This window comes from Streptomyces sp. NPDC007872 (assembly GCF_042868165.1).
In the GTDB taxonomy this organism is placed as follows: domain Bacteria; phylum Actinomycetota; class Actinomycetes; order Streptomycetales; family Streptomycetaceae; genus Streptomyces.
This window is the reverse complement of the sequence record NZ_JBIAEA010000002.1, coordinates 871354-884423: the sequence shown is the minus strand read 5'-3', so window position 1 is coordinate 884423 and position 13070 is coordinate 871354. Positions and strand designations below refer to the sequence as shown.

13 protein-coding genes are annotated in these 13070 nt (G+C 74.7%); 5 read left to right on the top strand and 8 right to left on the bottom strand.

Going from position 1 to position 13070, the window contains the following annotated elements; translation table 11 throughout:
- Positions 1-251: 251 nt before the first annotated feature.
- The 3 genes from ACFYNX_RS09155 to ACFYNX_RS09145 all read right to left on the bottom strand — a co-directional run bounded on the left by ACFYNX_RS09155 (position 252) and on the right by ACFYNX_RS09145 (position 2298).
- On the bottom strand, positions 252-653 hold the full coding sequence (locus tag ACFYNX_RS09155) for a DUF3040 domain-containing protein (protein ID WP_356543591.1): 402 nt from the start codon (positions 651-653) through the stop codon (positions 252-254).
- A gap of 271 nt (positions 654-924) precedes the next feature.
- Positions 925-1713 carry a bifunctional 2-polyprenyl-6-hydroxyphenol methylase/3-demethylubiquinol 3-O-methyltransferase UbiG gene (locus ACFYNX_RS09150; RefSeq protein WP_125663590.1) on the bottom strand — a complete coding sequence of 263 codons (789 nt, stop codon included), beginning with the start codon at positions 1711-1713 and terminating at the stop codon, positions 925-927.
- Positions 1714-1779: 66 nt separating this feature from the next.
- Positions 1780-2298 carry an SAV_6107 family HEPN domain-containing protein gene (locus ACFYNX_RS09145; RefSeq protein ID WP_365541031.1) on the bottom strand — a complete coding sequence of 173 codons (519 nt, stop codon included), beginning with the start codon at positions 2296-2298 and terminating at the stop codon, positions 1780-1782.
- A 164-nt stretch (positions 2299-2462) separates the two neighbouring features.
- Between ACFYNX_RS09145 and ACFYNX_RS09140 the strand changes: the two genes are divergently transcribed.
- From ACFYNX_RS09140 to ACFYNX_RS09120, 5 genes are all read left to right on the top strand, one after another.
- Complete coding sequence (locus tag ACFYNX_RS09140) at positions 2463-3431, top strand: ATP-binding cassette domain-containing protein (RefSeq protein ID WP_388659242.1); 969 nt, start codon at positions 2463-2465, stop codon at positions 3429-3431.
- Complete coding sequence (locus ACFYNX_RS09135) at positions 3403-5490, top strand: YhgE/Pip family protein (RefSeq protein ID WP_388659239.1); 2088 nt, start codon at positions 3403-3405, stop codon at positions 5488-5490. The genes ACFYNX_RS09140 and ACFYNX_RS09135 overlap by 29 nt, the downstream gene beginning before the upstream one ends.
- A gap of 43 nt (positions 5491-5533) precedes the next feature.
- Positions 5534-6145, top strand: coding sequence for a TetR/AcrR family transcriptional regulator (locus ACFYNX_RS09130; protein WP_030205589.1), 612 nt, complete (start codon positions 5534-5536; stop codon positions 6143-6145).
- A 315-nt stretch (positions 6146-6460) separates the two neighbouring features.
- Positions 6461-7099 (top strand): DUF4126 domain-containing protein, encoded by a 639-nt coding sequence (locus ACFYNX_RS09125; RefSeq protein WP_388659235.1) that lies wholly within the window; start codon positions 6461-6463, stop codon positions 7097-7099.
- Between the two features lie 45 nt (positions 7100-7144).
- Entirely contained in the window at positions 7145-8551 is a 1407-nt protein-coding gene (locus tag ACFYNX_RS09120; RefSeq protein ID WP_365541038.1) for an NAD(P)/FAD-dependent oxidoreductase, read from the top strand.
- Between the two features lie 60 nt (positions 8552-8611).
- Here the strand turns inward: ACFYNX_RS09120 and ACFYNX_RS09115 are convergent, their stop codons facing one another.
- The 5 genes from ACFYNX_RS09115 to ACFYNX_RS09095 form a co-directional block, all read right to left on the bottom strand.
- On the bottom strand, positions 8612-9457 hold the full coding sequence (locus tag ACFYNX_RS09115; protein WP_388659232.1) for a hypothetical protein: 846 nt from the start codon (positions 9455-9457) through the stop codon (positions 8612-8614).
- A 54-nt stretch (positions 9458-9511) separates the two neighbouring features.
- On the bottom strand, positions 9512-10429 hold the full coding sequence (gene metF, locus ACFYNX_RS09110; RefSeq protein ID WP_365541042.1) for a methylenetetrahydrofolate reductase [NAD(P)H]: 918 nt from the start codon (positions 10427-10429) through the stop codon (positions 9512-9514).
- A 193-nt stretch (positions 10430-10622) separates the two neighbouring features.
- Positions 10623-11276, bottom strand: a complete 654-nt coding sequence (gene thiE, locus ACFYNX_RS09105; protein WP_388659228.1) for a thiamine phosphate synthase — start codon at positions 11274-11276, stop codon at positions 10623-10625.
- A gap of 183 nt (positions 11277-11459) precedes the next feature.
- The gene (locus ACFYNX_RS09100; RefSeq protein ID WP_365541045.1) at positions 11460-11825 is read right to left on the bottom strand and encodes an Rv2175c family DNA-binding protein; all 366 of its coding nucleotides are present in this window, start codon (positions 11823-11825) and stop codon (positions 11460-11462) included.
- Positions 11826-11901: 76 nt separating this feature from the next.
- Positions 11902-13065 carry an NAD(P)/FAD-dependent oxidoreductase gene (locus tag ACFYNX_RS09095; protein ID WP_388659782.1) on the bottom strand — a complete coding sequence of 388 codons (1164 nt, stop codon included), beginning with the start codon at positions 13063-13065 and terminating at the stop codon, positions 11902-11904.
- Positions 13066-13070: the final 5 nt, after the last annotated feature.

Here is a 13070-nt window from a genome sequence, read left to right as displayed (position 1 = left end):
TCCGGGGGGGGCGCGGGGGCCCCCCCCCCGCCCGGGGGGGGGGGGGGCCCCCCCCCGGGCCCGGGGGGGGGGGGGGGGGGGGCGCGGGGGGGGGGGGGGGGGGGGGGGGGGGGCCGGGCCCCCCCCCCCCCCCTCCCCCGTGGCCCGTGGGCCCGGAACACGAACGAGCCCCGCGGGGCCGCCGCGCTCGGGAGCGCGGCCCTGCGGGGCTCGGTTCGTCGGAGGGGGCGGGGCTTCCGCTCAGGGGGCCGTCAGTGGCCGCCGCCCTGTTCGTCACGGCGGCGCTGCCACCGCTCTTCGATCCGGTTCATCATGGGGCGTCGCTGCCGGGTCTGGCGGCCGCCGGCCGCCGGTCCACCCGCAGCCTGCTGCTCACCCGGCTTCGGCGCCTTGCGCCATCCGGTGACCGCCAGGACCGCGCAGCCCAGCATGACGAGGAATCCCACCACGCTGATCCAGATCTGCTGTGCGACCATTCCGGCCATGAGGAGCGCGATACCCACCAGGAAGCCGGCGACTGCCTGGTAAACCCGTCGCCGGGTGTACGTACGCAGTCCGCTTCCCTCGAGCGCTGTCGCGAACTTGGGGTCTTCGGCGTACAGCGCTCGCTCCATCTGCTCGAGCATGCGCTGCTCGTGCTCCGAGAGCGGCACGGAGTCCTCCTAGTCGTCGGCCGCGGGGGCGACCGGTTTGCGGCCCTTTCAGGATAGGCAGGGAATCGCCCCCGTGAAACCCGCCCACAATGCCGAATAGCCAATCCGGGCCGCCATGCGGATCGGTTGCTGAGGCGTTGATTCCCCGGGGCCCCGTCCGTCATGCCGGATGGTGTCCCCCGATCATACGGGGCCGGGGCCCGCACCGGGCGTGCTGTGGCGTACTCCATGGGGCGCCGCGGCCCGAACCGCCGAACGGGTGACCCCGGGATCAGGTCCGCTTCTCGCCGAGGACGTGCAGTTGGGTCGCCACGGCGTGGAAGGAGGGCAGCTCCGCGGCGGCCGCCTCCAGGCGGAGGAGGGCCTCGGCCGCGCCCGGCTCGGTGTCGACGAGGACGCCGGGGACGAGGTCGGCGAAGACCCGGACGCCGTGCACGGCGCCGACCTCCAGGCCGGCCCCGTCGGCCAGCTCGGCGAGTTGCTCGGCGGTGAAGCGCCGGGGCACGGGGTCGCCCGCGCCCCAGCGGCCCGCCGGGTCGGTGAGCGCGTGCCGGGCCTCGGTGAAGTGCCCGGCGAGGGCGCGGGCCAGGACGGCGCCGCCGACCCCGGCGGCGAGCAGGCTGAGGCTGCCGCCGGGCCGGAGCGCGGCGACCGCGTTGCGCACGCCCTCGGCGGGGTCGTCGACGTACTCCAGGACGCCGTGGCAGAGCACGGCGTCGTACCCCTCGCGCCCGACCACGTCGAAGAGGCCCCGGACGTCGCCCTGGACGCCGGTGACGAGGTCGGCGACGCCGGCCTCGGCGGCCCGGCGCTCCAGCGCGAAGAGCGCGTTGGGGCTGGGGTCGACGACGGTGACCCGGTGGCCGAGGCGGGCCACCGGCACCGCGAAGTTCCCGGAGCCGCCGCCCGTGTCGAGGACGTCGAGACCGTCTTTCCCGGTGGCCCCGACCCGGCGGTCCAGGGCGTCCTTGAGGACGTCCCAGACGACGGCGGTGCGCAGGGAGGCGCGCGACGGGCGTGAGGTCGCCTCTCGACCGAAGGCGGGGGAAGGGTCCGGCACGGCTGTTGACTCCTCGGTGACGGGTACGGACCTCCCCACCCTATGGCCTCGGTCCCGCCTTTCGGATCATCCTCCCGCGTCGTCGCTCCCGGGGCCGCGGGACAGCACCGGCCGGAGGGCGAGCAGCCGCTCGACCAGGCGGGAGAAGTGCGCGGCGTCCCTGAGGAGGTCGTCGGCCTCCCTCGGGGTGGCCGCGCTGGTGATGCCCGCCTCGGCACGGGCCCTGCGCGGTGCGCCGGCCGCGAAGTGGGCGCTCCACTCGGCGAGCTCGGGCGCCAGCTCGGCGAGGAGCTCCCAGGCGGTGCGTATCCGCTCCTTGCGACGGGGTACGGGATCGGGCGTGCCCCGGGCGGCGAGCACGGCGGCCGCGGCGCGCAGGGCGGCGAGGTGGGCGGTGGCGTACCGCTCGTGGGGGCGGTCGAGGGCGGCGGCCTCGGCGAGGCCGGCGCGGGACTTGGCGAGGAGGTCGAGGGCGGCGGGCGGGGCGGCGGTGCGGCGGGAGACGGGGTGGATGTCGGACGCGGGTCCGGAGTGCACGGGGACGGGGTGGCGCCTGGGTGCGGCTGCTGCGGATGGACGTGCCATGACGAAGCCTCCTGTCGTCGCGTGACGGCACTGTGGCCGTATGTGTCTATCGTGCCCAGCCCCACTGACAATCAAGCTGACCTGCGGTTTTGCGAAGGATCCGACGCGGGGGTAGCTTTTGAACTGACCAGTCAGTTCAAAAATGGGGAGTGGGGGGTGAGTCCGTGGGCACGGAAGCCGAGGAACAATCGCACGGCGCCGCCGTCGTCGCGGACGGCTTCGGACTGAAGGGACCGCGGGGCTGGGCCTTCCGGAAGGTGTCCTTCCGGGCGGAGCCGGGCGCGCTCGTGGCGATCGAGGGGCCCTCGGGCTCGGGGCGCACCTGTCTGCTCCTCGCGCTCACCGGCCGGATGAAGGCCAAGGAGGGACACGCCGAGGTCGGCGGCCTCCCGCTGCCACGGAAGATGGCCGCGGTGCGCCGGATCAGCGCGCTGGGCCAGGTCCCGGGCGTCAACGAGCTCGACCCCGCCTTCACGGTCGCCGAGCACCTGCACGAGCGGGCACTGCTCCAGCACCGCTTCGACGGCTCCGTACGGGCGCTGCTGCGGCGCCCCGGCACGCGGGCGGCGCAGGCGCGGGCCCGGATCGAGGAGGCCGTGGCGGCCGCGGGGCTCGACCTCGACGCCCTGCCGAAGGGCGGGCGGACCTCCGTGCGGGACCTGGAGCGGTTCGAGGCGCTGCGGCTCTCGATCGCCCTCGCCCTGATCGGGCGCCCCCGGCTGCTCGCCGTGGACGACACGGACCTGAAGCTCTCGGACTCCGCCCGGGCCGAGGCCTGGACGCTCCTGCGCTCCCTGACCGCGACCGGGACGACCGTCCTCGCCGTCTGCAGCGAGGCCCCGGAGGGCGCGCTGCGGATCACCACGGAGACGCCCGAGGCGCAGGAAGCGCAGGAAGCGCCGGAGACATCCGAAACCTCCGAGGCTCCCGAAGCCCCCGAAACTCCCGAAGCTCCCGAAGCTCCCGCGAAGGTCTCCGCGGAGAAGACCGCCGACGCGCCGAAGGCCGCCGGCCCGGAGGACGCCGCCGAGGCACCCCGTACCGACGGCGACACCGACACCGCCACCGGCGCCACCGCGTCCACGACCGAGGAGGGGGCGGCCGATGCGCTCGCCGAAACTGGCCGCTCTTGAGCTGAGGCGCTTCGGCAGGGGCAAGCTGCCGCGCGCCGCGCTCGTCGCGGTCCTGCTGCTGCCGCTGCTGTACGGCGCCCTGTACCTGTACTCGTTCTGGGACCCGTACGGCAGGCTCGACAAGATCCCCGTCGCCCTCGTGAACGAGGACAGGGGCGCCACCGCCGACGGCAAGAGGATCACCGCGGGCGACGACATCACGAAGGGGCTCCTGGAGAGCAAGACCTTCGCGTGGCACCGGGTCAGCGACGAGGAGGCACGCAGGGGCGTCGAGGACGGGACGTACTACCTGTCCCTGACCATGCCCGGCGACTTCAGCTCGCGCATCGCCTCCAGCTCCGGCGACTCCCCCGAGACCGGCGCCCTGCGGGTGCGCACGAACGACGCCAACAACTACATCGTCGGGCAGATCTCCCGGACGGTCTTCTCCGAGGTGCGCACCGCGGCCTCCACCAAGTCCTCGCGGACCTTCCTCGACAAGATCTTCATCTCCTTCTCCGACATCCACGACGCCACCGAGAAGGCCGCCAAGGGCGCCGCCGACCTCAAGCAGGGCGTGGACAAGGCCAAGAAGGGCTCCAAGAGCCTGGCGGACGGACTCGGGGACGCCAAGACCGGCAGCGGCGACCTGGCCGCGGGCCTGAAGAAGCTCGACAAGGGCGCCAAGGACCTGGAGGACGGTTCCCGCAAGGTCGCGGACGGCACCCAGACGCTCGCCGACAAGGTGAACGGCACCGCCGACAAGGTCCGTCCCTACCTGGCGAACAACGGCAAGTCGATCCGCGACACCGCCCGGCTCGTCTCCGACTCGGCCACCGCCGTCCAGCACAACCTGGACGTCCTGGTCAAGCGGGGCCCCCAGCTCCGCACCGCCGCGCACAAGGCCGACGAGGACATGACCGCCCTGCACCGCGAGGCGTGCGTGGAGGTCCCGGACCCCGACGCCCGGATCTGCAAGGTGCTCCAGCGGGCCGCGGTCACCGCCGGTGACGTGGCCGTCATCGCGGACGACGTGCACGAGCTGACCAAGGACGGCAACGGCGACCTGAAGAAGCTGAACGCGCGCCTGGTCACGCTCAAGAAGCAGGCCGACGAGCTGGCCGCCCGCGCCCCGCACCTCGACGAGGACGTCGAGGACGCCATCCGGAAGATCAACGAGCTGAACACGGGCGCCAAGAAGGTCGCGGCGGGCGCCGACAGGCTGCACACCGGCATCACCGAGGCGAAGACCGGCTCGGTGAACCTGGACGCCGGCGTCGGCAAGCTCAAGAAGGGCGCCGGCGACCTGGACGGCGGCCTGTTCAAGCTGGCCGACGGCTCCGGCGAGCTGGCCGGCGGGCTGCGCGACGGGGTCGCGCAGATCCCGGACTACGACCGGCAGGACCGCGACCGGCGCACGGAGGTCATGGCCGACCCGGTGCGGCTCGCCTCGCAGTCGATGCACAAGGCGCCGAACTACGGCACCGGTTTCGCCCCGTACTTCATCCCGCTCTCCCTCTGGGTCGGCGCGATGGTCGCGTACATGATCATCCAGCCGTTGAACCGGCGCGCGCTCGCCGCGGGCGGCTCCGCCTGGCGGATCGCCCTGGCGGGCTGGCTCCCGGTGGCGGCGATCGGCATCCTCCAGGTCGCGGCCCTGATGTCGGTCCTCCACTGGGGCATCGGCCTCCAGATGGCGCGGGCCGCCGGCACGATCGGCTTCCTCGCCCTGGTCGCCTGCTGCTTCACCGCGATCGTCCAGTGGTTCAACGCCCGCTTCGGCGCGGCGGGCAGGATCCTGGTGCTCGCCGCCCTGATGCTCCAGCTCACCTCGGCGGGCGGCACGTACCCCGTCCAGACCAGCCCGCCCTTCTTCAACGCGATCCACCCCTTCCTGCCCATGACGTACGTGGTCGAGTCGCTGCGCCGGCTGATCACGGGCGGCGGGCTCGAACCCGTCTGGCAGTCCTGCGCGGTCCTGACGGCGTTCACCGTGGGCGCCCTGGCCCTGACGGCCGTCTCGGCCCGCAGGCGGCAGGTCTGGACGATGGACCGGCTCCACCCCGAACTGACCCTGTGACACCGGGCCGGTGCCACCCGTGACACCTGTGAGAATCGACCCCATGGACAGCAGCAGCACCAGACGCCGGGCCACGCGCGCGAAGCTCTACGAAGCGGCCGTGACGCTCATCGCGGAGCAGGGCTTCTCCGCGACGACGGTGGACGAGATCGCCGAGCGGGCCGGCGTGGCCAAGGGCACGGTCTACTACAACTTCAAGAGCAAGACCGAGCTCTTCGAGGAGCTGCTGCGCCACGGGGTGTCGCTGCTCACCGCCTCCCTGCGCACGGCGGCCGAGGAGACCGCCGGGCGCGGCGGGAGCCGGGTCGACGCGCTGGACGCGATGATCCGGGCGGGCCTGGTCTTCATCGACCGCTACCCGGCCTTCACCCAGCTCTACGTGGCCGAGCTCTGGCGCACCAACCGGGCCTGGAACTCCACGCTCCTGGTGGTCCGCCAGGAGGCGGTCGCGGTGGTCGAGGGGGTGCTGCGCGAGGGGGTCGAGGCCGGGGAGCTGAGCGAGGAGATCGACGTCCAGCTCACGGCGGCGGCGCTCGTCGGCATGGTGCTCGTGGCCGCGCTCGACTGGCAGGCCTTCCAGAGCGAGCGGTCGCTCGACGACGTGCACGCGGCCCTCTCCCGGCTGCTGCACGGCCGGGTGGGCGGGCGCCGCTGACCGGTCCTCCGCTCCTCCACGCGCGCGTGGGGACGGAGAACACCCGCGCACGGAAGAAGGCCGGTGCGGTGGGGCTCGATCCTCCCGAGCCTCACCGCACCGGCCTCTCCGCGTCCCCCGGCCGGAAGGGCGCACCCCCGTGTCCCCCGTGCCGGCAGGCGCGCGGCCCCGTTCCGCCGCCCCGTGCCGGCGGTTCCGGAGCCGCGCCCCTTCCGTGGGCTCCACCCTCTCCCGCGGGTCCCGTCCGGCCCATCCGCTCACCTACTCATCCCGCGCCCTGGGTACGGATACTCAGTCCTGGTTACGATCGCGGACGTGTCCGTACTTCCCCTGGTGTTCACCAGCGGCTGGGCGAGCGGGATCAACGCGTACGCGGTGGTCCTGCTGTTCGGCCTCTTCGGCGCGACCGGGCTGACCGACGAGGTGCCCGAGTCCCTGCAGCGCACCGACGTCCTCGTCGTCGCGGGCGTGCTGTTCCTGTGCGAGGCGGTGGCGGACAAGATCCCGTACGTCGACTCGATGTGGGACTCCGTCCACACCGTGATCCGGCCGGTCGCGGGGGCCGTCGTCGGCGCCCTGCTCGCCGGGCAGAACGGGTCGCTGCCGGAGCTGGCGGCGGGCGCGGTCGGCGGCTCGACGGCCCTCCTGAGCCACGTCGTCAAGGCGGGGACGAGGATGGCGGTCAACACCTCGCCGGAGCCGTTCTCGAACGTCGGGGTGAGCCTGGCGGAGGACCTCGGGGTGGCGGCGGTCGTCACCTTCGCGCTCTTCCACCCGGTGGCGGCGGCGGTCGTCGCGGGCGTCCTGCTGCTGCTCGGCCTGGCCGTGGTGGTCTTCCTCGCGCAGCGGATCCGCCGCTTCCTGCGCCGCAGGTCCCAGCGCCGGGAGGAGCGGCGGCTCGCCGCCGGGGCCCACGCCCCTCCCCCGCCCGACGACGGGTCGCGGCACTTCTGACCTCCTCCCCCGGCCTCTCCGGGGGTGCCGGATAGGCTCGCCCGCATGGCACGGATTGTGGTGATCGGCGCGGGACTCGGCGCCATGGCGGCGGCGGCCCGGCTGGCCGTGGCGGGCCACCGGGTGACGGTGTACGAGCGGGGGTCGACGCACGGCGGCGCGGTGGGGCGGTACGCACGGGACGGCTTCGCCTTCGACACGGGCCCGGGGCTGCTGCACCTGCCCGCCGTCTACCGGGACCTGTTCGTGAAGACGGGCAAGGAGCCCCTGGAGCGGTGCGTCACGCTGACGCAGGTCGACCCGGCGGCCCGTCACGTCTTCGCCGACGGCACGCGCGTGGACCTGCCGAACGCCTCCCGGGCCGGCACGGTCGCCGCCCTGGACGCGGCGCTCGGGGCGGGCGCGGGCGAGCGCTGGGGCGACGTCCTGACGCGGGCCCGCGAGGCCTGGGACCGCACCCGCCGGCCGCTCCTGGAGGAGCCGCAGCCGGCCGACCCGGCGCCGCTCGCCCGCGAGCCGTACCCGGCCCCGAAGGCGGGCCTGCTGCGGCGCCCGACGACGACCCTGGCCCGGGTGGGGGCGCGGGAGCTGCGCGATCCCCGGCTCGCCGCCCTGCTCGACGCGTACGCGTGGGCGTACGGCTTCGACCCGGCCGACGCCCCGGCCTCGGCCGCCGTCCTGCCGTACATGGAGCAGACCTTCGGGAGCTGGTACGTGGCCGGGGGCCTGCGGGCGCTGGCCGACGCGGTGTACGAGCGGTGCCGGAAGCGGCGGGTGGAGTTCGTCTTCGACGCGCCGGTGGAGGAGGTCCTGGAGAAGGACGGCCGGGCGGTCGGCGTGCGCCTGGCCGGGGGCGAGGAGGTCGCGGCCGACCACGTGGTCTCCGGGGCCCCGGTGCCCGCGCTCCACCCCGGCGGGGCGCCGCGCCACCAGGCCCTCGGCACCGGCCGGGTGACGGTCTGTCTGGCCCTGCGCGGCCCCCGGGAGGCGGACGCGGTGCACCGCACGGTCGTGCACGCGGAGGGCGGGCGGCCGACGGTGACCGTACTGCGCCCGGACGACCCGGCGCTGCGCCCGGACGCGGACCACGAGGCGGTGACGGTCACGGCGACCGTCCGGACGGCTGCGGGCCGGGAGGGGGAGGCGTGCGCCGACGGCATGGTCGAGGCGGCCGGGCGGGCGGTGCCGGGCCTTCGGGAGCGGCTGCTGTGGCGGCACGTCCGCACCCCGGAGGACGTGCGGCGGGACACCGGCTCCGCCGAGGTGCCCGGGCCCGCGCTCGCCGGGGCGGGCGGACGGCTGCTCCCGGCGGACAACCGCTCGGCGCTGCCGGGCCTGTACTTCGCGGGCGGCTGGTCGCACCCGGGCGGCGGGCTCGCCCACGCGGGCATGTCGGGCGCGCTGGTGGCGGGGCTGATCGTGGAGGGCGCGGACTTCCGCGGCTCGCGGTGACGTTCCGCGGCCCGTCGTGACCTTCCGCGGCCCGCGGCAGGACCGCGGGCCGCGCGGGGCTCAGTACCGGTACTGCTGCGGATCGTCCTGGTGCGGTCCGGGGCCGTACGGCCCCGGGGCCTGCTGCTGCGGGTCCGGCTCGGTGTCGCGCTGCTGCGGGACCCAGACCCCGCCGGGCGGGGTGTCGTAGGTGTACGAGGGGGCGTAGGGGTCGCCGTAGTACGAGCCGTACTGCTGGGCGTCCGTGCCCGGACCGATGTACGGGTCGGAGTAGGCGGCGTACTGCTGCTGTCCGGCGGTCCCGTAGTCGTACCCCTGCTGGTGGACGGGCTGCTCGTACCCCTGCGGCTCGTATCCCTGCTGGTCGTACCCCTGCTGGTCGTATCCCGCCGCGTAGGGGGCGTAGGCCGCCGGGTCGTGGCCGGCGCCGGCGGCGGGGGCGGTGTCGCGGCCGGTGTCGTAGACCCCGTACTGGCCGGTGTCGTCGGGCATCGGCAGGGGCTCGTAGACCGCCGTGTTCCCGGCCGCCGCCTCCGGGTGCTCCCCGGGGCCCCGGCCGGCGCCCGGCTCGTCGTACGAGAGCCCGGTGACCTCCAGGGTGGGTCCGACCCGGTCCGGCGCGCCGGACCTGCGGCGGCGGCTCGCGCCCGGACTGCCGCCGATCGCCCAGCCGGTGGAGAAGCCGCGGCGGAACGAGAGCGTCACGTAGGTCTGGCCGACGGCGAAGGCGACCGCGCCGGCGACGATCACCGGGACCGAGGGCAGCAGGACGCCCAGGACCACGCCGAGGAAGCCGCAGAAGGCCAGCAGGCGCCAGCGCAGCCGCGCCTTGTACTGGAGGAGCACCTCCCCCAGGAGCCACAGCGCGACCACGCCGAACGCGATGTAGAGGACCGTCCACCCCATGCCCCGCCGCCCCTCTCCGCGGTCACCGCCGCGGGTCGGGGCGGGTACGACCGGTCACGACTGCTGGTGCAGTCCGAGATTCTCGTAGATCTCGAGCGTCGCGGTGGAGCTGTTGAGCGTGATGAAGTGCAGTCCGGGGACGCCCTCGGACAGCAGACGCGCGCAGAACTCCGTCGCGAACTCGATACCGATGGAGCGTACAGCGGCGGGATCGTCCTTGACGGCGAGGATGCGCTCTTTCACGCGCGCCGGGAAGGCGGCGTTGCTCAACTGGGGCAGCCGGTCGAGGGTCTTCACGTTCACGACGGGCATGACCTCGGGGATGACCGGAGTCTCGCAGCCCGCCTTGACGACGCTGTCGCGCAGCCGCAGGTAGTTCTCCGGGTCGAAGAACATCTGGGTGATGGCGTAGTCGGCGCCCGCGCGGCACTTGTCCACGAAGTGCCGGACGTCCGTGTCCCAGTCGGTGGACCGGGGGTGCATCTCGGGGAAGGCGGCGACGCCGACGCAGAAGTCGCCCGACTCCTTGATCAGCCGGACCAGGTCGGCGGCGTACCGGACCCCCTCGGGGTGCTCGATCCACTCGCCCAGCGGGTCGCCCGGCGGGTCGCCGCGGAGGGCGAGCATGTTGCGGATGCCGGCGTCGGCGTACTGGCCGAGGATGTTGCGCAGCTCGGCGACGGACTGACCGACGGCCGTGAGGTGCGCGACGGGGGTCAGGGTGCTGTCGGAGGCGATCTTCTGGGTGGCCTTGACGGTGCCGCCCCGGGTGGTGCCGCCGGCGCCGTAGGTCACGGAGACGAAGCTGGGGCCGACCGCCTCGACCCGCCGCATGGCCTTCCAGAGGCTCTGCTCACCCTTCTCGGTCCGGGGCGCGTAGAACTCGAAGGAGTACGACGTGCCGCCGGAGGCGAGGATGTCGCGGACCGTGCGGGCGCGGTCCGAGCGGACGGAAGCGGTACCAAGGGCCATACGGGCAGGTTAGACGGGGTGCGTCGGGCCGTGTGCGGGTTGTCCGATCGGTGGACACTTTTTCGGACACTTTCCGGGCGGCCCGGTCCGGACGTGTCCGGATCCCGGCCCGGACCGGTCCCGGGCGCGTCCGGTCCTGGGCGCGTCCCGTCCTGGGCGCGTCCCGGTCCGGTCTCGTACCGCCCGGCCCGTCTCAGCCCTCGGCGCGCTCCCGGACGCGCCGGGCGAGGGCGGCGGTCGCGGCGGCCGGGTCGTCGGCCTCGGTGATCGCCCGGACGACGACGATCCGGCGCGCTCCCGCGTCCAGGACCTCGTTGAGGTTGGCCTCGTCGATGCCGCCGATGGCGAACCAGGGGCGGTCCTGGGCCAGGCCGGCCGCGTACCGCACGAGGCCGAGCCCCGGCGCGTACCGTCCGGGCTTGGTGGGGGTGGGCCAGCAGGGGCCGGTGCAGAAGTAGTCCACGCCCGGTTCGGCGGCGGCCGCGGCCACCTCGTCCTCGGCGTGGCAGGACCGCCCGATCAGCACCTCGTCGCCGAGGATCGCGCGGGCGGCGGGGACGGGCAGGTCGCCCTGGCCGAGGTGGAGGACGTCGGAGCCGACGGCGTGGGCGACGTCCGCCCGGTCGTTGACGGCGAGGAGCCTGCCGTGCCGGCGGGCGGCCTCGGCGAAGACGGCGAGGTGCTCCAGCTCCTCGGCGGCCTCCATGCCCTTGTCGCGGAGCTGGACGACGTCCACGCCGGAGGAGAGCACGGCGTCGAGGAAGGCGGGCAGGTCGCCCTGGCGCTTCCGGGCGTCGGTGCACAGGTAGAGCCGGGCGTCGGCGAGCCGCTCGCGAGGCGTGGGCATGGGTGGGTCCCCCCGTCGGTGTCGCCGGTGTCGCGGCGGCCGGTCGGCGGGGACCGGCGCCGCGACACCGGCTGGTGGTGTCTTCGGTGCGCGCGCCGGGCGACGCGCGCCGGCCCCCGGGGCGCCGGGAGGCGTCCGTCGGGCCGCGCGTGTCGGGCCGCGCGCGTCAGGCGGTGCGGCGCGTCAGACGGCGAGCGCCTGGGCGCGGCGCTTCACCTCCGTGCCGCGGTTCTCGCCGAGCGCCTGCGCGGGCGTGCCCGGCAGGCTCTCGTCCGGAGTGAAGAGCCACTCCAGCATCTCCTCGTCGGTGAAGCCGTCGTCCCGCAGGAGGGTCAGGGTCCCGGCGAGGCCCTTGACGACCTTGTCGCCCTGGATGAAGGCGGCGGGCACCTGGAGCGCGTTGTTCTCTCCGCGGCGCACGGCGATGAGCTGGCCCTCCTTGACGAGCTGCCGCACGCGCGTCACCTCGACGTCGAGCATCTCCGCGATGTCGGGCAGGTAGAGCCAGGCGGGGACGAGAGCATCGGTCTTTGCGTCAATCTCGGTCACGTGACAAGCCTGCCATCCCGGACCGACAGCCGGTAGTCGGGCCCGGGAGGTATCACGCCGATCGGACGAAACGCCCCTATCGGACCGCCGCCTTCAGGGGTACGGACGGATCCGCCGCGCGGGCCGGGTCGACCGGGGTCGCGGCCTCGATCAGCTTCCGGCCCTGGGCCAGGTCGCGGGGACGGCCGACGGCGAGGAGGGCCACCGGCACCCCGGCGCGCAGCCAGAGCACCGACCAGGCCTCGTCCGCCGGGTCGCCGCGCCACAGCAGCTCGTCCGCGCCCGCGTGGTGTCCCGCGTACTGGACGAAGCGCCCGAACTGCTCGGACCAGAAGTACGGCACGGGGTCGTACGGGCCGGTGTCGGCGCCCGTGATCGCGGCGGCGACCGCCCGCGGGCCCTGGAGGGCGTTGTCCCAGTGGTGGACGAGGAGGCGCTCGCCGTAGCGGGCGGAGGGGAAGGAGGCGCAGTCCCCGACCGCGTACACGTCGGGCAGGGAGGTGCGCAGCCGGTCGTCGGCGGTGACGGCGCCGCCCGGGTCGAGGGCGATGCCGGAGCCGGCGAGCCAGCCGGTGGCGGGGCGGGCGCCGATGCCGACGACGACGGCCTCGGCGGGCAGTTCGCGGCCGTCGGCGAGGCGGACCCGGCCGGGTTCGACGGTGTCCACGCGCGCGTGGGTGAGGAGTTCGGCGCCGTTCGCCCCGTACCAGTCGGCCATAGGGGCGGCGACCTCGGCGGGCAGGGTGCCGGCGAGCGGGAGGTCCGCGGCCTCGACGACCGTGACGGCGCAGCCGGCGCCGAGGGCGGCGGTGGTGAACTCGGCGCCGATCCAGCCGGCGCCGACGACCACGACGGCGTGGCGGCGCTCCAGGACGGGTCCGAGGCGGACGGCGTCGTCGAGGGTGCGGAGCAGGTGGACGCCGGGGACGCCCCCGGAGCCGGGCAGGGTGACCGGGTGGGCGCCGGTGGCGATCACCAGGACGTCGTACGCGACGGGCCCGGCCTCGGTGTCGACCTCGTGGTCGGCGGCGCGCAGCCCGGTGACGTCCACGCCGAGCCGGAGTTCGACGCCGAGGTCCTCGAAGTCGACCTCGAAGGCGGAGCCCTCGGCCTTCCCGAGGAGGACCGCCTTGGAGAGCGGGGGCCGGTCGTAGGGCTGGTGGGGTTCGGCCCCGACGAGGGTCACGGGGCCGGTGAAGCCCTGCTCGCGCAGGGCGACGGCGGTCTGGACGCCCGCCATTCCGG